Origin of the sequence: Proteiniclasticum sediminis (assembly GCF_018128025.1) — a bacterium.
Lineage (GTDB): Bacteria > Bacillota > Clostridia > Clostridiales > Clostridiaceae > Proteiniclasticum > Proteiniclasticum sediminis.
In genome coordinates, this window is the sequence record NZ_JAGSCS010000008.1 from 42,770 (window position 1) to 60,288 (window position 17,519).

At 53.2% G+C, this 17,519-nt stretch carries 16 protein-coding genes and 1 other annotated feature; of the genes, 6 read left to right on the plus strand and 10 right to left on the minus strand.

Features of this window, described 5'->3' with window-relative positions; genetic code table 11:
- Positions 1-31 precede the first annotated feature (31 nt).
- From nth to KCG48_RS07465, 6 genes are all read right to left on the minus strand, one after another.
- Entirely contained in the window at positions 32-688 is a 657-nt protein-coding gene (gene nth, locus KCG48_RS07440; protein WP_211800980.1) for an endonuclease III, read from the minus strand.
- A gap of 26 nt (positions 689-714) precedes the next feature.
- Positions 715-1,410, minus strand: a complete 696-nt coding sequence (locus KCG48_RS07445; protein WP_230977046.1) for a lysophospholipid acyltransferase family protein — start codon at positions 1,408-1,410, stop codon at positions 715-717.
- Positions 1,411-1,441: 31 nt separating this feature from the next.
- Positions 1,442-2,434, minus strand: a complete 993-nt coding sequence (gene queG, locus KCG48_RS07450; protein ID WP_211800985.1) for a tRNA epoxyqueuosine(34) reductase QueG — start codon at positions 2,432-2,434, stop codon at positions 1,442-1,444.
- 120 nt (positions 2,435-2,554) lie between these two features.
- Positions 2,555-3,112: a serine O-acetyltransferase EpsC gene (epsC, locus tag KCG48_RS07455; RefSeq protein ID WP_211800987.1), complete on the minus strand. Its 558-nt coding sequence runs from the start codon at positions 3,110-3,112 to the stop codon at positions 2,555-2,557.
- 20 nt (positions 3,113-3,132) lie between these two features.
- Positions 3,133-4,047, minus strand: a complete 915-nt coding sequence (gene cysK / locus KCG48_RS07460) for a cysteine synthase A (RefSeq protein ID WP_211800989.1) — start codon at positions 4,045-4,047, stop codon at positions 3,133-3,135.
- A 194-nt stretch (positions 4,048-4,241) separates the two neighbouring features.
- A complete protein-coding gene (locus KCG48_RS07465) occupies positions 4,242-5,141 on the minus strand; it encodes a YegS/Rv2252/BmrU family lipid kinase (protein ID WP_211800992.1) in 900 nt (299 codons plus the stop codon).
- A 215-nt stretch (positions 5,142-5,356) separates the two neighbouring features.
- Between KCG48_RS07465 and pssA the strand changes: the two genes are divergently transcribed.
- The 3 genes from pssA to KCG48_RS07480 all read left to right on the plus strand — a co-directional run bounded on the left by pssA (position 5,357) and on the right by KCG48_RS07480 (position 8,820).
- Positions 5,357-5,869 (plus strand): CDP-diacylglycerol--serine O-phosphatidyltransferase, encoded by a 513-nt coding sequence (gene pssA, locus KCG48_RS07470; RefSeq protein WP_211800994.1) that lies wholly within the window; start codon positions 5,357-5,359, stop codon positions 5,867-5,869.
- 202 nt (positions 5,870-6,071) lie between these two features.
- Positions 6,072-6,359, plus strand: coding sequence for an ArsR/SmtB family transcription factor (locus KCG48_RS07475; protein WP_331000387.1), 288 nt, complete (start codon positions 6,072-6,074; stop codon positions 6,357-6,359).
- Between the two features lie 4 nt (positions 6,360-6,363).
- Positions 6,364-8,820, plus strand: coding sequence for an FAD-dependent oxidoreductase (locus tag KCG48_RS07480; RefSeq protein ID WP_211800997.1), 2,457 nt, complete (start codon positions 6,364-6,366; stop codon positions 8,818-8,820).
- A gap of 162 nt (positions 8,821-8,982) precedes the next feature.
- Here the strand turns inward: KCG48_RS07480 and sdaAA are convergent, their stop codons facing one another.
- From sdaAA to KCG48_RS07495, 3 genes are read right to left on the minus strand one after another with little or no spacing between them, the layout of a single operon-like run.
- Positions 8,983-9,921, minus strand: coding sequence for an L-serine ammonia-lyase, iron-sulfur-dependent, subunit alpha (sdaAA, locus tag KCG48_RS07485; protein ID WP_211800998.1), 939 nt, complete (start codon positions 9,919-9,921; stop codon positions 8,983-8,985).
- Positions 9,922-9,946: 25 nt separating this feature from the next.
- Complete coding sequence (gene sdaAB / locus KCG48_RS07490; RefSeq protein ID WP_211800999.1) at positions 9,947-10,645, minus strand: L-serine ammonia-lyase, iron-sulfur-dependent subunit beta; 699 nt, start codon at positions 10,643-10,645, stop codon at positions 9,947-9,949.
- A gap of 36 nt (positions 10,646-10,681) precedes the next feature.
- Positions 10,682-12,295, minus strand: a complete 1,614-nt coding sequence (locus KCG48_RS07495; RefSeq protein ID WP_211801000.1) for a nucleoside kinase — start codon at positions 12,293-12,295, stop codon at positions 10,682-10,684.
- A gap of 247 nt (positions 12,296-12,542) precedes the next feature.
- On the opposite strand from KCG48_RS07495, the gene fba reads away from it, so the two are divergent.
- Positions 12,543-13,469 (plus strand): class II fructose-1,6-bisphosphate aldolase, encoded by a 927-nt coding sequence (gene fba / locus KCG48_RS07500; protein WP_211801001.1) that lies wholly within the window; start codon positions 12,543-12,545, stop codon positions 13,467-13,469.
- A 174-nt stretch (positions 13,470-13,643) separates the two neighbouring features.
- On the opposite strand, the gene KCG48_RS07505 is transcribed toward fba, so the two are convergent.
- A complete protein-coding gene (locus KCG48_RS07505; protein WP_211801002.1) occupies positions 13,644-13,838 on the minus strand; it encodes a hypothetical protein in 195 nt (64 codons plus the stop codon).
- 329 nt (positions 13,839-14,167) lie between these two features.
- On the opposite strand from KCG48_RS07505, the gene KCG48_RS07510 reads away from it, so the two are divergent.
- A complete protein-coding gene (locus tag KCG48_RS07510; protein ID WP_211801003.1) occupies positions 14,168-14,725 on the plus strand; it encodes a class IV adenylate cyclase in 558 nt (185 codons plus the stop codon).
- A gap of 54 nt (positions 14,726-14,779) precedes the next feature.
- Positions 14,780-14,974, plus strand: a binding site (T-box leader).
- Between the two features lie 39 nt (positions 14,975-15,013).
- Positions 15,014-17,449, plus strand: coding sequence for a leucine--tRNA ligase (gene leuS, locus KCG48_RS07515; RefSeq protein WP_211801005.1), 2,436 nt, complete (start codon positions 15,014-15,016; stop codon positions 17,447-17,449).
- The last annotated feature ends 70 nt before the right edge of the window (positions 17,450-17,519 follow it).

Here is a 17,519-nt window from a genome sequence, read left to right on the forward strand (position 1 = left end):
AGGCCTTCCCCCTTCCCTCCTGGGCTGTCATTTATGAGCGTTTCGGTTTCTTCAGGGATTTTTTCTCCCCCGCATAATAGGTGCACAGTTCATTCACCGGGCATTCTCCGCATTTAGGCGCCCGGGCCATGCAAAGTCTGCGCCCGTGGAAGATCAAAAGATGATGGGCTTTGGTCCACACCTTCTTGTCCAGAGCTTTCATGAGGCTTTCCTCGGTTTTTTCCACAGTGGTTTCCTTCACTATCCCCAGGCGATTGCTCACCCGAAACACATGGGTGTCCACGGCGATGGCGGGAACATCAAAGGCATTGGAGAGAACCACATTGGCGGTTTTCCGGCCCACGCCGGGAAGGGCCACCAGCTCTTCCATGGTCCGGGGAACTTCCCCGTGATGCCTCTCCTTCAGGAGAGGAAACAGCTTCAGGAGATTTTGTCCTTTGGTTTTGTAGAGGCCGATGACTTTGATATGGCTCTCCAGAATTTCCGGCGTAATCGTCAGAAAATCTTCCAGTGTGGCATACTCCTGAAAAAGCTTCGCCGTGACTTCATTGACCTTTTTATCCGTGGATTGGGCGGATAAGATGGTGGCCACCAGAAGCTGCAGCGGACTTTCGTGATTCAGCTCACAGCGGGCATCCGGATAGGTTTCTTCCAGAATGGCCAGAATTTCTCGGTTTTTTTTATTCATGTCCTTCTCCTTTTCTAGGAAGAGCGTCAGGCATAGACTCCCCGGTACTTCTCCGGCAGCATGGCTGCGATGCTTCGCATGATGTAGTCCATGGTGTCCTGATCATACTGCTCTTTGGACTGATCTTCCCGCTTCTCCGGCAAATGGAAAGGCTGTCCCACTTTCACCAGAATATTCCCCTGATGAAGCTTCTCGCCCGTCATGTTGTTCTGGTCAATGGGCAGCACTTTTTCCGTGCCCGTCATGGCCAAAGGCACGATTCTCACCTTCGCCAGTTTGGCCATGAGGAGAATTCCCCGCTTGCCTTCAATCATGGATCCCACTCGGGAACGGGTTCCTTCAGGGAAAATCACCACATTATTCCCCGTCTTCAGCAGGGTGATGATTTCCTTCATGGCTGCCTTATCCGGAGAGTTTGGCTTAATATTGATATGCTTGAAGACTTTTTTGAACAGGCCGGTGAAGGGATCATTGGTCAGCTTCATCCCCGCCACAAAGGTAGGCGCATAATCCCCCAGCACATGATTCAGCGCCGGACCGTCGATATTGCTCAAATGATTGCAGATGAAGATCACCGTCTCCTCTTTTGAGGGAAGATTTTCCTTTCCCTCCAGCGTCACATGGGCATAATGATTGAAGATATAGTTCAGGCCTTTTTGTGCCACAAATTTCTGAAACCCTTCTGGTGTCTTGGCCACCAGTTTCAAGATCAATTTTCTCAATGTCCTTACCCCTTTTTCTGTAATAGTTCCATTATAAAATGAAAATGTTTTGAAGTCTATTCCAATGCTCCCGGAGATACTCTGTGGGAAGCTTTTCCCCCTCCACGGGCACCTTTTGCCGCATGAGTTCCACCAAGGCATTTCGCTGGAGCAGCTTTTTCCCCCGCCACCCGGAGGAGGTTTCCTGATAGGGTCGAAACTCGGCATTGGTGAGGTTTAGGATGGCCAGTAGATCGGGATGGCGCATGTACGGCCGGGGCGTGAAATCCGCAATGGATGTGGTCGATATTCCCCGATTCAGCGGACAGGCCCGTTGACAGGTGTCACAGCCAAAGAGTCGTCCTTTAAAAAGTCGAAAATCCTCATCCTCCACGGTCTTGTTTTGCGTAATATAAGACATGCAGCGCTTGGTATCATAATATCTCTCCCCCAGAATCTGCGTGGGGCAGGCCTTCAGGCAGTTTCGGCAGTCTTTGCAGACCGCATAATCCTGAATTTTTGCTGGGTCACGCTCTGTGGCGGGCAGCTCCAGATCCGTGAGGATCTCGCCCAGAAATACATAGCTTCCATAATCCGGTGTAATAAGAAGATGGTTTCGGCCGATTTCCCCCACCCCCGCCATGTAGGCGATGAGGCGTTCCGGCAGGGCATTGTTGTCGGCAAAAACCTCCGCCTGGCCCCCCTTGGCCCGAAAAAGGCCAGCCACCTTCTCCAGGATTTCCCGGACCACCAGATGATAGTCCCTCCCCTGGGTATAGAGAGAAAAGTAGCCGCCGGAGGCCATATAGCTATCGTAATAGTAGGGCACCGCCACACTGAGAATGGTCTTGGCCCCAGGCAAAGAGGCGGACAGATCCACCTTCTTGTCCAGATCGTTTTCTTCAAAGGTGGTGGTCAGCCCCCGGGCGATGCGCTCCGCAAAATAGTCCCGGGACTCCTCCAGGGTGCGGACGTGAAGATAACCGAAGTTTCGGATCCCCTGCTTCTTGAGCTCCTCTTCCACATTTTTCAGCAGTTCTTCCAAATTTCTCCTCCCCTTTCCTCCCGCCGGCCTCTTCGGTGGCCGGTTTTCCTTCATTATAGATGATCCCAGCGGAAATGAAAACGTTAGAAAGGCCCTGAAGCGAACTTCAGGGCCGTTAGCTTAAATATAATTGTAATACAGGAACTTCACTTCCGAATCGCTGTGTTTCTTCACCAGGATTCTTGCCGGAATGCCCACTGCGGTGGCCCCTTCCGGTACATCCTTCAGCACCACGGAGTTGGCACCGATCTTGGCGCCGTCTCCCATGCGAATGGGACCTAAGATTTTCGCCCCGGCGCCCACCAGCACGTGGTTTCCCAAATCGGGATGACGCTTTTTTTCCTTCGTGTCCGTTCCGCCCAAGGTGACCCCATGATAAATGAGGCAGTCATCCCCGATGGTCGTAGTTTCGCCAATGACGACGCCCATGCCATGGTCGATGAAGAGCCGTCTTCCAATGGTCGCTCCGGGATGAATCTCTATCCCGGTCATCCAGCGGCTCCACTGACTGATGAGCCGAGCCAGGAAAAACCGATTCTTTTTGTAGAGATAATGACCGATGCGGTAGGCAAAGAGCGCATGCACCGAGGGATACAGGAAGAGAACCTCCAAATAACTTTTGGCGGCCGGATCCCGTTTCATAATATTGCGGATGTCCTCGTTCAAGGCTCTAAACATCGTGCACCTCAATCAATCAATTAATCATACAGCCCCATGGAAATATACTTTTCCCCACCGTCTGGAGCCACGGTGACGACTTTCTTTCCTTTTCCCAGCCTCTTGGCAATTTCCAGGGCACCAAAAAGGTTTGCCCCGGCAGAAATGCCGATGAGGACGCCTTCGGTTTGTCCGAAGGTCTTGGCTGTGGCAAAGGCATCATCGGTGCTGACCTTGACGATTTCATCCACCAGGTCAGCCTTATAGTTCTCGGGAATAAAGCCTGCGCCGATGCCCTGGATCTTATGGGGTCCAGGCTGCTCGCCGGACAGGACGGCGGAGGTTGTGGGCTCTACCGCCACCACATGGACCTTTTTCCCCTGATCCTTGGCATAACGGGCAAAGCCGGAGATGGTTCCGCCGGTTCCTACACCCACCACAAAGGCATCCAGTTCAGGAATATCGCGGAATATTTCCTCCGCTGTGGTTTCGTAGTGCTTGATGGGATTGGAGGGATTGATGAACTGCTGGGGAATAAAAGCGGAATCCCCGATTTCAGCCTTCAGCTCTTCAGCCTTGGCAATGGCGCCCTTCATACCCTTGGCGCCATCGGTGAGCACCAGCTCAGCCCCATAAGCGGCGATGAGGCTTCGTCGTTCCATGCTCATGGTTTCCGGCATGACGATGACCACCCGGTATCCCTTGGCCCGTCCCAGCATAGCCAGGGCGATTCCCGTATTTCCGCTGGTGGGCTCCACAATGACGGAACCTTCCTTGAGAATGCCGGCCTTCTCGGCAGCTTCCAGCATGCCCAGGGCTGCCCGGTCCTTCACGCTTCCTGCCGGATTGAACTTTTCGAGCTTAATATATACTTCCGCACGGTTCTCTTCATCGAAGCCATTCACCCGCAAAAGCGGCGTGTTTCCGACCATTTGGATTGCATTCTGATAAATCATATTTTTAACCTCACTTTATTTCCTACTGTTTCACTAGGAATTATGATGTAAATTTTACATCAACCTCCCAGGGATGTCAATATCCCCGGGTGTGGCCCTTGGCGGTTTTTGGGGAGAGTTTTGGAGGACATCTGATGGACAATTTTCATCCACATCCTTCCCCCGTTTCTCCCCGAGAGTGGATCCCGGATTTTTTACGGTGTGACGTCCTCATCGGCCCCTAAAACAGTGATCCCCTGGGGAATACACCGGATATTCAGGGGAAAATCCGGTCCCCTTTCCCCGTCAATATCGCTGACGATGAGGGGATCTGTGGTATCGATGGTGATTTCATCGGTCTGGAAATAGAGAAGCCCCACGGGGTCTTCCAGATGGTCCCCTCGCAGCATCTTCGCCAGCAGCGGAACAATCTCCTTAAAATTCGCCGCTTTAATGAGGATCACATCCAGGAGACCATCATCGGCCTTGGACTTGTAGGCCAGATCCAGATTGCCTGCCGTTCGCCCATTGAAGACCAGAAGGGCATACATGTCCCCTTCAAAACTCCCATGCTGAGAGGTCACCTTCACCGGAATTTTCCGGAAGGTGGGGATCTGTTCGATACCCTTGATGTAGTAGGCCAGCTTGCCAATGGAGTTCTTCAGTTCATCCTGGGTCTTCTGGGACACATCGGTGAATAGCCCTGTACTGGCCACATTGAGAAAGTACTTCTCGTTGATCATGCCGATATCCATTTTCCGGGGAGCATGGCGGAACATCCGGGTCAGCGCCAGCTCGATATCCTTAGGGATCCCGAGGAATCGGGCATAATCATTGGCCGTCCCCATGGGCAGAATCCCAATGGGCAGATCCAGATCCCTACGTTTCATCTCATTGATCAGAAGATCCACACTGCCATCGCCGCCAGCGATGAGAATATGATGATAGCCTTCCTTTGCATCCTCCAGGGCCCGCCGCATATCCATTTCGGGACCCAGCCTGGCCGGGACAAGAAGATATCCATTCTTCTGATGGAGATCCACCACCTGATCCAGCTTGTCCATGATGAGATGATCCCCGGCTAAGGGATTATAAATGAATTTCACCTTTTGCATCGTTGTCCTCCGCTCAAAAATCTTGAATTTATTATACCATTGTTTCCTTAAGGGGAGCTTTTCTCCAAATTCCCTATTCTACATACTTAACACTATAGCAGAACGAATCCGAGGAAAATTGAAATTATTGTAACAATCTTGGAAGTTGTTTATAATGGTAAGTATATTGCAAGAGGAAGGAGTAGGAAGGAATTACGGTTTCTTCCGTACAACATATGAAACGCGCATTCATTCCCAATATTCTGACCTTCATGAACCTGGCCTTCGGGATCATGGCTCTCTTGGCCACCACGGAAGGTCAGTACCTCAATGCGGGCCTGTTTATCCTGGGAGCTGGTCTCATCGACCGCTATGACGGACGGATCGCCCGGCTGCTCAATGCGGAAAGCCCCCTGGGGAAAGAACTGGACTCCCTGTCCGATTTGGTTTCCTTTGGGGTGGCCCCGGCCATCTTAGCCTACTTCATGTTTGATCTCATCGACTTCAGCTTTCTGGGGCTGATCCCTGTGATCCTCTTTCCCGTGGCTGGCGCCTACCGTCTTGCCCGGTACAACTCCAGCAGCTTCAACGGTGTTTTCATGGGTGTGCCCATCACCATCGCCGGATGCATGCTGGCCCTCTTTATGCTGCTTCTTCGCAACAGCATGAACCTGCGTTTTCTCATCCCCACCCTCATGGTGGCTTTCTCCTATCTCATGGTGAGCACCATCAAACTGAAGAAACGCTAAATCCTCGTATCCCCAAAGAGAGCCTCGGCTCTCTTTTTTCATGGACAGAACTTCTCCCCACAGAGTTCTACTGCCGGGAAGCCTGATCCGGGCAAGCCCTGAGCATGAGGAAGATTGACACAAAATAACTATTGATAAATTCTTGACAAGTAAATCGCAATAACGTAATATACGGATGTAAAGATTAATGGAGGTGAGCTGTGTGGACAGCAACGTCAACCGATACGAGCAGGATGCCGAGCTCTTCAAAGCCCTGGGCCATCCTGTACGCCTATGTATACTCCGAGGCCTCATCGATACCCGCGGCTGCAACGTTAGCCATATTCAGGAGTGTCTTGAGCTTCCCCAATCCACCGTCTCCCAGCATCTCCAGAAGCTGAAGGCTGCCGGCCTCATCGAAGGCCATCGCAGCGGAACGGAAATCACCTATACCGTTGTCAATCCCAAAGTCATTGCAATAATATCGTTGCTCTATATTGAGGAGGAGTAAGATCATGTCAAAGAAAACCGTCATCGTCGGTGGTGTTGCCGCCGGAGCATCCGCTGCAGCCCGTCTTCGCCGCATGGATGAGTCCATGGAAATTGTGGTGCTGGAAAAGGGAGAGTTCATTTCCTTTGCCAACTGCGGCCTTCCCTACCACATCGGAGAAGTCATCAAAGAACGTTCCAGCCTCATTCTCCAGACGCCCCAGGCCATGAAGGACCGCTTCCAGCTGGATGTACGCGTCTTTTCGGAAGCCGTGGCTGTGGATCCAGAGGCGAAAACCGTCACGGTGAACGCCAAGGACCGTGGAGTCTATACGGAATCCTTTGACTATCTGATCCTCTCTCCCGGCGCAAAGCCCATGAAGCCCCCCATCCCCGGCATTGACTCCTCTTTAGTGCTCTCCCTGCGGGACATCAAGGATATGGATGCCATAAAGGAAAGAGTGGATCTTTCCCCCTCATCCCGGGCCATCGTCATCGGCGGCGGATTCATCGGCGTAGAAACTGCCGAAAACCTCGTGGAAAGAGGCCTTCAGGTTTCTCTGGTGGAAGCTGCCCCCCACATCCTGGCTCCCTTTGACTCGGAAATCTCCACCATGGCAGAGAAAGAACTCACGGAGCGGGGAATCACCCTGCATCTCAACGATGGGGTCAAAGCCTTCACGGAAGAGGGCGGAAAAATCCGTGTCACCTTAAGCTCTGGCGCCATCCTGGAAGGAGACTTCGTGGTATCCGCCATCGGCGTCACTCCAGACACCGCTTTCCTCAAAGATTCCGGAATCCAGCTGGGACAGCGCGGACACATCATCACCGATGACCATATGCGCACCAACTATCCCTTCATCTATGCCGGTGGCGATGCCGTGGAAATCACGGACTATCTCACCGGCGGTAGAACCGCCATTCCCCTGGCCGGACCGGCCAACCGTCAGGGCCGCATCATCGCGGACAACATTGCCGGAAAGGACAGCATCTATAAAGGCGCCATCGGCACCTCCATCCTGAAGATCTTCGACATGACCGCTGCTTCTGCGGGAATGAACGAGCGAAATGCCCTCAGACAGGGCCTGAAGCCCCGCAGCATTTTCATCCATCCCAACAACCATGCCGGTTACTATCCCGGTGCCACCCAGCTCACCATCAAGCTCGTCTTCACCGAAAACCGTAAGGTCCTGGGCGCTCAGGCTGTGGGTTATGAAGGGGTGGACAAATTCATCGACGTCATCGCCACCGTCCTGAAGTACGGCGGAACCATCGATGACCTCACGGAACTGGAACTGGCCTATGCTCCGCCCTTCCTCAGTGCCAAGTCCCCTGCCAACATGGCCGGTTTTGTGGCTGAAAACACCTTGAACGGTCTGGTGGACAATGTCCCCGTGGAAGAATTCATGGCCAGTTTTGATCCTGCCTCCATGACCCTCCTGGATGTCCGGGATGAGGTGGAAGTGGACAACGGCTCCATCCCCGGTCGGGTACACATTCCCCTGAACAGCCTTCGGGACCGCATGGGCGAACTGGATGCTTCCAAAACCATCTATATCTATTGTCAGGTGGGCCTTCGCGGATACATCGCTTCGCGAATCCTGAACCAGCATGGCTTTACCACGAAGAACCTCACCGGAGGCTTCAAGCTCTTTAACGTCCTCCACCAGGAAGAGGCCAAGAAGGAAAGCACCTCCCCTGTTCTGGAAACTCTGGAATCCTCCGTTCTTTCCACCGGAAAAACCGTCGACATCGACGCCACGGGTCTTTGCTGCCCTGGCCCCCTCATGCGGGTAAAGAGCGCCATCGATGCCGTGGACACCGGAGACACCCTGAACATCACCGCTTCAGATATGGGCTTCTATGAGGACATCAAAGCCTGGGCTCGACGCACCGGCAATGAGCTCCTCAGCGTCAACAAAGACAAGGGCCTCATCAAAGCCTCCCTGCGAAAAGGGATGGCCTCCGTCTCCGATGACACCCCCGTGGCTTGCGTAAACACTGCTCCCCAAAAGGAAAACATGACCATGGTGGTCTTCTCCGGCGACCTGGACAAAGCCATCGCCTCCTTCATCATCGCCAACGGCGCAGCCTCCATGAACAAGAAAGTCACCATGTTCTTCACCTTCTGGGGCATCAGCATCCTGAAGAAGCAGCAGGCTCCCGTGGTGCAGAAGACCTTCATCGAAAAAATGTTCGGCTTCATGCTGCCCAAGAACAGCACCAAGCTGGGCCTTTCCCAAATGAACATGGCAGGCATGGGACCGAAGATGATCCGTTCCATCATGGACCAGAAGAATGTCCAATCCCTGGAGGAGCTCATGAAATCGGCCCTCGACAGCGGCGTGGAACTGGTAGCCTGCCAGATGAGCATGGACCTTCTGGGCATCAAGGAAGAAGAGCTTCTGGACGGTGTCAAGCTTGGCGGTGTCGGCTACATGCTGGCCGAGTCCGACGAGTCCAACGCCACCCTCTTCATCTAATCCAAAAAAACAGCACCCCTTCCGTTACGAACTTGAAAAAGGCTGGCTTCCAGATTTGGAAGCCAGCCTTTATTTCGTGGTTCTCGCTATCTATCCCCAATGGCGCACTCTCTGGCGGAAAGAAGGATCGGTCCCCGTCCATTGGCGCCTCTTGGCCTGCCTTTACTCGCCGGTCTTCTCGGCGTCAAAGGTATCGTCGTTCATCTTGTTCTTGGATTTGCCGTCCTTGTCGCCAAAGATTTCCTTCTTCAGCTTCTTGCCCGTCTTGGTTCCGGCCAAACCGCCGATCCCCGTCTCCCGCAGGGCTTCGGGCATCAGCTTGCCCACGGAGTACATGGCGGTGACGGTGTCATCAAAGGGAATCCGGGACTGGACACCGGCCAGCACCATATCCGCGGCCGTCATGGCACTGACAGCCCCGGCAGCATTTCGCTTGGCACAGGGCACCTCCACCAGACCGCCGATGGGATCGCAGACCAGGCCCAGGGTATTCTTGAAGACAATGGCCCCGGCATGGAGACACATATCGGGGGTTCCCCCCATGATCTCCACCACCGCTGCCGCCGCCATGGCTGCAGCGGAACCGCACTCCGCCTGACATCCGCCTTCCGCTCCCGATATGGTGGCATTCTGGGCGATGATGGCGCCGATGCCCGCAGAGGCAAAGAGTCCCATGACCAGATCCTTCTCCTCCACCTGATGCTCTTCCTTCATGGTCATGATCACCGCCGGCAGGATCCCGCAGGCTCCCGCCGTGGGACAGGCCACGATCTTCCCCATGGAGGCGTTGACTTCCGAGCAGGACAGGGCATAGCTCATGGCCTTCACCATGGTCCTGCCCGTGACGCTCTTGCCGCTTTCCAGGTACTTGCCCAAACGGTACGCATCGCCCCCGATGAGCCCGGAGACGGAGATGACTTTCTCCCCCACACCCTTGGTGGTGGAGAAGGCCATGACCCGGAGATTGTCCAGCATACGATCATAGATTTCTTCCCGGCTGAGGCCGCTTTCTTCCATTTCCTGCTTCAGGATGAACTCGCCAATGGAGAGTCCCTCTTCTTTGCAGCGCCGCACCAGTTCTTTTCCGTTTTTGATATTCATCTTTTGTCCCTCCAAGATCCCTGGCCTAGAGCACAGGATAGTTGATGACGTTGCTGGATAAGGGGATAAACCGCACGTTTTCCACGCTGGGCACTTTTTTTAGCCGATCAATCATGGCTGTACTGACATTCTGATCCAGTTCGAACATCATCATGGCATCCCGACCCTTCTGGGAGCGGAAAAGCGACATGAAGGCGATATTCACCCCTTCCTCATAGAGAAGGTTCGTCACATTGGCCACCACCCCCGGCACATCCCGCTGGGTGATGAGCAGGGTGGGATAGTTCCCGGAAAACTGCAGATCATCGTCATCGATGCGGGTGATCTCCACAGCTCCTCCCCCAATGGAGGAACCGGTGATCCTGATCTCCCGCCCATCGGCCATGGTCATGTCGATTCGAACGGTGTTAGGATGGACATCCCCCAGGTCCTTCTCCTCAAAGCGAATGTCCATGCCCTTCATTTTGGCCAGCTTCAGGGATTCCTTCAGCTGGTCATCGGCGGGATCCATGCCCAGCACTCCCGCCACCAGGGCTCGGTCTGTACCATGGCCCTTATAGGTTTTGGAAAAGGATCCGTGAAGATAGAAGACCACTTTCACGGGTTCTTCTCCGGCAATCCCCCGGGCAATCTTGGCCAGTTTTGCCGCGCCAGCCGTATGGGAGCTGGAAGGCCCGATCATCACCGGCCCGATAATATCAAACACACCATATTTTTTCTTCATGCTTTCTCCTCCTTGGAGGTTTCACCTGCCTTATCTTTAGTAATCATAGAACTGACTGCCGCCGATGAACTCGCGCAGCAAGGAATTGGTGGGCACCAGGTCATCGCCGATATCCTCAAAGAGCCGCAAGATGGTGATGAGCCGCCGAGCCTCTTCAAAGGCCGAAGAGGACTTGGGGATCTTTTTCAGCTCCGGCAGCGTATGTTTCTTCAGCACCGAAAGCTCATAGAGCAGGGTGGAGTTGAACATGGCATCAGCTTCTTCCTGATAGGGAAAGATGTATTTCTTCTCGCCTTGGGACACATTGGGGAAAAAGAGCAGCGTCTCTTCCGGGCTGTAGCCTCGGGAGAGGAAATCCCGGGCCATGCGGCGCAGTTTTCGCACATCGGTGGTGGCAATGCGGTTGCTTCGATCCAGATTCAGCACTGTCAGAGCACTGATATAGATCTTGAACTTCAAGCGGCGCTCCACATGGGCGAGAAGCAGCGGATTCAGGCCATGAATGCCTTCGATGAGGAGCACCCCATGGGGTGGCAGCTTGACCTTCCGGTCCGATATTTCCCGCATTCCGGTTTTAAAGTTAAATCGGGGAAGCTGCACTTCCTCGCCGGACAAGAGAGCTTTCATCTGGGTCTCAAAGAGTTCCAGATCCATGGCTTGGGGACTTTCAAAATCGTAAGTTCCATCATCTTTTAACGGGGTCATTTTCCGGGGAAGAAAATAGTCATCCATGCCGATGGCCATGGGCATGAGTCCGTTGACCCGAAGCTGAATTCCCAAGCGGTTGGCAAAGGAAGTTTTCCCTGAAGAGCTGGGGCCGGCGATGAGAATAATTCGGACATCCTCCCGGGCTTTGATTTCATCGGCAATGTAGGCAATTTTTTTCTCATGGAGGGCTTCGGTGATATTGATCAGGGTCCGGGCTTCCCCCTGACGGATTTTCTCATTGAGGAGCCCCACATAGTTTACCCCGATGAGCTCATCCCAGCGGGCGGTTTCCTCAAAGATCCCAAAAAGCTTGTCCTGGGGGATAAAATCATGGACCTTCTCCGGTTCCTGGATGGTGGGATACCCCATGACAAATCCGCTCTTGTAGGGTGTCAGGTTAAAAAGGCTGACGATCCCTGTCCGTGGGGCCATTTTCCCATAGAAGTAATCCGAATACGTTCCCAGGGTATAGATTTTCAGCTCCTCCAAACCGGAAGAAGCCAGAAGCTCCCGCTTTTCCTCCTGACCGTTCTCTCGAAATAGCTTCAAAGCCTCTTCCAGGGAAACACACTCCTTTAGAATGGGCAGGTCTTCCCGGACTAGCTTTTTCATTTCTTCCCAGAGTTCATGGATCTCCTGGGGGGATAAAACTCTCCCTTCCACCCAGCAGTAGAGCCCTTTGCTGATGGAATGATCAATTACCAGTTTATCTTGGGGATACCGCTTTTGAAAAGCTGCATTGAGGATCATGGACAGCGTCCGTTCATAGGCCTTATTCCCCACATAGTCATCCTGATAGATAGGGATCAGATCTTCCCGCCCCCGAATCTCGCCATTGAGCTCGAAATATTCTCCCTCTCTCCGGGCGAGAATCGGCCACATGGTCCCCTTTTTCCTGGCTGCCAGTTCTGTCTTTTTTTCCTTCGGATCCTGTGTTGTCATCTTCCTGCCCCCTTTACCGATGTTCCAGTATCTTCATTATACCCGGTTTTTCGCCATTTACCATGCTTTCTCCCGGGGGTGATACCTAGCCCCATAGAAGGTTAACGGTTTATGAACCAGTGGCAATTTTATGGATTGATGCCCAAGAATGTACTATAATAGATGGGAAGAACCCATTTTGTCCCCCGGGACAAAGGAATCCCCAAGATTCGAGCAAAAGTTCTATTTTGAAAGGTGGTTTTTAGTCATGGCATTAGTCACAACAAAAGAAATGTTCCGTAAAGCCTATGAAGGCAATTATGCCATTGGAGCGTTCAACATCAACAACATGGAAATTATCCAGGGTGTGGTCAACGCTTGCAAAGCCAAGAATTCCGCAGTCATTCTCGCGGTGTCCAAGGGAGCGCTGAAATACGCCGGGCCCAAGTACCTGAAGGCCATGGTGGATGCCGCCATCGAAGACACCGGCATCGATATTGCCCTTCATCTGGACCATGGTCCCGACCTAGCCACGGTTAAGGAAGTCATTGACGCAGGCTTCACCTCCGTCATGATCGACGGATCCCATTATGATTATGAAGAAAATGTCCGCGTCACCAAGGAAGTGGTGGAGTATGCCCATGCCCACGGCGTCGTCGTGGAAGCAGAGCTGGGTGTTCTCGCCGGCATCGAAGATGACGTCCATGCCGAAGCCCATGTGTACACCGATCCTGACCAGGCGCTGGATTTTGTCACCCGTACAGGCTGCGATTCCCTGGCCATCGCCATCGGAACCTCCCACGGGGCATTCAAGTTCGCCGGTACTCCTGATCTGAAGTTCCACATTCTGGAAGAAATTCAGAAGAAGATGCCTGGATACCCCATCGTTCTCCACGGCGCTTCTGCCGTAAGCCAGGATCATATCGCCATCTGTAACCAGTACGGCGGACAGATCAAGGGCGCCCAGGGTATTCCTGTGGAAATGCTCCGCAAAGCTTCCTCCATGGCCGTCTGCAAGATCAACATGGACACGGACATCCGTCTGGCCATGACTGCCGGGATCCGCAAAGCCTTCGGCGACAAGCCAGAAGCCTTTGATCCCCGCGGATATCTGGGCGCAGCCCGCACCCTGATCCAGGAACTGGTTGAGCATAAAATCGACGAAGTTCTGGGATCCAACAACTCCATGGCATAACCTCATCGAATGTTTAAGGCAGGGGAGAAAATTCTCCCCTGCCTTTTCATGCAAAAAAGGACCTTTCGGTCCTCCTTCGCTTCCTTTTCCTGGAACAGGCCCAAGGGCTTCTTCCGGTTTCCTCTTTCGTTTCAGCCCCGTCCAAGGACGGTTTTCTCTTTTGTCGTGGAAATTCTAGTAATTTCCTGCGGGAAGATTGATCTTCTCCAGCCTATGCTTGATCATGAAAAACTCATTTTCTAAAATGTTGATTTTCTGTTCGATGAGATTCCTGTGGCTTTCCTTTACGGTAGCACCCAGTTCCTTCGACAAGATGGCCAGCTCTTCGCTGATGTTGTAGATCCTCTTGGTAGCTTCATAAGCGTTCATGTTCTACACCTCACTTCTTGACATTCTCTCTTCAGGTTTCCAGGATAAGGTCTTTTCGAACCCAGCAACTTGTTCTGCCTAAGGGAAAAAATGTATAATACCGGTACAAGGTTGATTCCTCATATCACCTGCATCATAATGGAGTTGATGTAAACAGTCAAGAGAGTTTACATAAAATTATCAGACCTGTAATGTAAAGGTTTCAGTCCTTGCGATACGATAAGGTAAAGGTCCTCATTTTATGGATTTTTGCCAGGTTAAAAAGACTTGAACCTGAGGAGAAGACGCAAATATACACGGTCTTTAGAACCGTCATAAAGGAGAATCCCATGGAACTGGAAGTTAAAATACTGGACATCGATCTGGAACACATCCGACGGATCATGGTGGAAGCAGGGGCTTCCCTGGTCAAGGACGAGCAGCAGGACAATCTCATCTACGACTTTCCCGACCGGCGTCTGCTGAAAGCCCAGGGTTATGCGCGGATTCGCGTGGTGGAAGATCACAGAACGAAAAAAGTGGATGTGCTCATGACCACCAAGCGCCTCATCTCCCGGGATGTGGTGAAGCGGATGGAGGAGTTTGAAACCCCCGTCAGCGACCGGGAAACCGGCGAAGGCATCTTCAAGGCCTTAGGTTTGGAGCTGATTCAAAATATCCGGAAAACCCGGGAAAGCTATCAGGTGAAGAACTCCCTGGTGGAAATCGACATCAACGAAAAGGAGTTTGTCCCCTTCCCCTATCTGGAAGTGGAAAGTCCCACGGTGGAAGAGCTGGAAGAGATTGTAACCCTTCTGGGCTACACCATGGCGGATACCTCTTCCAAGAGTATTTTCCAGATTCTGGAGGAGCGGGGGTTGACCCCCACGACCCCCAAGGGGCTCTAGGAAGAAGTCTTTTCTTGGATTGACGAAAGCCGGTCTCTGCTTTATAATCAGTCTATATGTGCGATGAAGGGAAATAGTATCCGCAAACTTTACTGACAGCGAGCTCCTGGGTGGTGTGAAGGAGCAGTGAAGCCGGAGAACTCGTCCTGGAGCCTTAGCCTAATCCGCTACGGGTGGAACCGTTAACTTCCGCAAAGTGAAGCCTTCGGGCTTAATTAGAGTGGTACCACGGACAACTCCGTCTCTTCGTTGAGACGGAGTTTTTTTGTATGATGAAGGAGGGTAATCATGACAATCTACGGAAAACAAGTCGACAAAAAATGGCAGAAAACCTGGGCAGAAAACGAAAGCACCACCTTTACGAAGAAGAGCGGAAAAGAAAAGCTCTACGTGCTGGAGATGTTCTCCTATCCTTCCGGCAGCAAGCTCCACGCCGGACACTGGTTCAACTACGGACCCACGGACTCCTGGGCCCGGATGAAGCGTATGCAGGGCTATAATGTGTTCCAGCCCATGGGCTTTGACGCCTTTGGTCTCCCGGCGGAAAACTTCGCCATCAAAACTGGAATCCATCCCATGGACTCCACGCTGAAAAACATCGAAACCATGGAAACTCAGCTGAAGGCCATGGGCGCCATGTTCAACTGGGACCATGAAGTGGTCACCTGCGATCCCGACTACTACAAGTGGACCCAGTGGCTGTTCCTTCAGCTGTACAAAAACAACCTGGCTTATCGAAAAAATGCACCGGTGAATTGGTGTCCCAGCTGCAACACCGTACTGGCCAATGAGCAGGTGGTGGATGGCCTCTGTGAACGATGCGGCACCGCCGTGGAAAAGAAGGACCTGACCCAATGGTTCTTCAACATCACCAAGTATGCCGATGAACTTCTGGAAGGTCTGGAAGGCCTCGACTGGCCGGAAAAGACAAAATCCATGCAAAAGCACTGGATTGGCCGCTCCTATGGTTCTTCCGTCACCTTCGACGTGAAGGACATGGACCTCACCTTCGACGTCTTCACCACCCGTGTGGACACCCTTTTCGGAGCCACCTATGTGGTCTTTGCCCCGGAGAACAAGCTGGTAGATGTGCTGACCACCCCGGAAAACCGTGCTGCTGTGGAAGCCTATCAGGATGCGGCCAAGAAGCAGTCCGATATCGACCGCCAGTCCCTGACCCGGGAAAAAACCGGCGTCTTCACGGGCTCCTATGCCGTGAATCCCATCAATGGCCGGGAAATCCCCATCTGGGTGGGCGACTATGTCCTCAACACCTACGGAACCGGTATTGTCATGGCCGTTCCTGCCCATGATGAACGGGACTTTGAGTTTGCCACCAAGTACCAGCTTCCTATTGAGCGGGTCATCGAAGGCGGAGATGCTCTTCCCTTCTGCGAGTATGGCCCCATGGTCAACTCCCCAGGATTTGACGGTCTCCAGGGCGATGACGCCAAATCCCAGGTCACCGCTTGGCTGGAAGAACGCAAGAAGGGTGCCTTGAAGGTCAACTACCGTCTCCGGGACTGGCTGGTTTCCCGCCAGCGTTACTGGGGTGCGCCCATTCCCATCGTCTACTGTGATCACTGCGGTGAAGTCGCTGTGGAGGAATCGGATCTTCCCGTGAGACTGCCCTATGATGTGGCCTTCACCCCCGACGGAAAATCCCCCCTGGCGAAAAGCGAAAGCTTCATGAACACCACATGCCCGCGATGCGGCGGACCCGCCACCCGGGAAGCGGACACCCTGGATACCTTTGTCTGCTCCTCCTGGTACTATCTGCGCTATGTGGACAACAAGAACAGCGATGCCCCCTTCGATAAAGCGAAGGTGAACGAGATGCTCCCCGTGGACAAGTATGTGGGCGGACCGGAGCATGCCGTCATGCACCTCCTCTACTCCCGCTTCATCACCAAGGCTCTTCGGGACATGGGGTACCTGTCCTTCGACGAGCCCTTCAAGTCCCTCACCCATCAGGGCCTGATCCTGGGTCCCGATGGCCAGAAGATGAGCAAATCCAAGGGAAACACCATCTCCCCTGATGAATACATCGACCAGTACGGTGCCGATGTGTTCCGCATGTACCTCATGTTCGGCTTCTCCTACTCCGACGGCGGTGCCTGGTCCGATGAAGGAATCCGTTCCATGGCCCGATTCGTCGACCGTGTGGAACGTAACTTCCACAACGTCCGGGATATTCTCCAGAGCTCCGATCACGTGGATACCATTCGTTCGGAAGAAAAGGAACTTCTCTACTGGAATGCCAACGCTGTGAAGGGCGTCACGGAAGATGCGGAGAAGATGCAGTTCAACACCGCCATCGCCCGAATGATGGAGCTGACCAATGCACTGAACAAGTACATTGGACTGGACCAGCACCACCATGGCACCCTGAAACAGGTTACCGAGGACTTTATCCGACTTCTGGCGCCTTTCGCTCCCCATTTCAGCGAAGAGATCTGGTCCCTCTTTGGCCACAGTACCAGCATTTTCGATGAGCCCTGGCCCATCCTGGATGCCCAGGCCCTCGTCAAAGATGAAGTGGAAATCGCCATTCAGGTGAATGGCAAAATCAAGGAGCGCATCATGGTTTCCACCTCATCCACCGAGGATGAAATCAAGACCCTTTCCCTGGCAGCTCCGGCCATTCTTCGGGAAACCGAAGGAAAGACCGTGGCCAAGGTCATTGTCATCAAGGGACGCCTGGTGAACATCGTCGCCAAGTAATCCACCCCACTAAAGCCATCGCCGCTGCACACCCCACAGGGTTTGCAACGGCTTTTTTATGGGCAGCGTG

Coding starts and splice junctions, on each gene's coding strand:
- sdaAA (WP_211800998.1), bottom strand. CDS start 9,921: ATGAATATCAAAAACGGAAAAGAACTGGTGCGGCGCTGCAAAGAAGAG.
- fba (WP_211801001.1), top strand. CDS start 12,543: ATGGCATTAGTCACAACAAAAGAAATGTTCCGTAAAGCCTATGAAGGC.
- KCG48_RS07495 (WP_211801000.1), bottom strand. CDS start 12,295: ATGACAACACAGGATCCGAAGGAAAAAAAGACAGAACTGGCAGCCAGG.
- KCG48_RS07505 (WP_211801002.1), bottom strand. CDS start 13,838: ATGAACGCTTATGAAGCTACCAAGAGGATCTACAACATCAGCGAAGAG.
- KCG48_RS07510 (WP_211801003.1), top strand. CDS start 14,168: ATGGAACTGGAAGTTAAAATACTGGACATCGATCTGGAACACATCCGA.
- pssA (WP_211800994.1), top strand. CDS start 5,357: ATGAAACGCGCATTCATTCCCAATATTCTGACCTTCATGAACCTGGCC.
- leuS (WP_211801005.1), top strand. CDS start 15,014: ATGACAATCTACGGAAAACAAGTCGACAAAAAATGGCAGAAAACCTGG.
- sdaAB (WP_211800999.1), bottom strand. CDS start 10,645: ATGAAGAAAAAATATGGTGTGTTTGATATTATCGGGCCGGTGATGATC.
- KCG48_RS07465 (WP_211800992.1), bottom strand. CDS start 5,141: ATGCAAAAGGTGAAATTCATTTATAATCCCTTAGCCGGGGATCATCTC.
- epsC (WP_211800987.1), bottom strand. CDS start 3,112: ATGTTTAGAGCCTTGAACGAGGACATCCGCAATATTATGAAACGGGAT.
- KCG48_RS07480 (WP_211800997.1), top strand. CDS start 6,364: ATGTCAAAGAAAACCGTCATCGTCGGTGGTGTTGCCGCCGGAGCATCC.
- nth (WP_211800980.1), bottom strand. CDS start 688: ATGAATAAAAAAAACCGAGAAATTCTGGCCATTCTGGAAGAAACCTAT.
- cysK (WP_211800989.1), bottom strand. CDS start 4,047: ATGATTTATCAGAATGCAATCCAAATGGTCGGAAACACGCCGCTTTTG.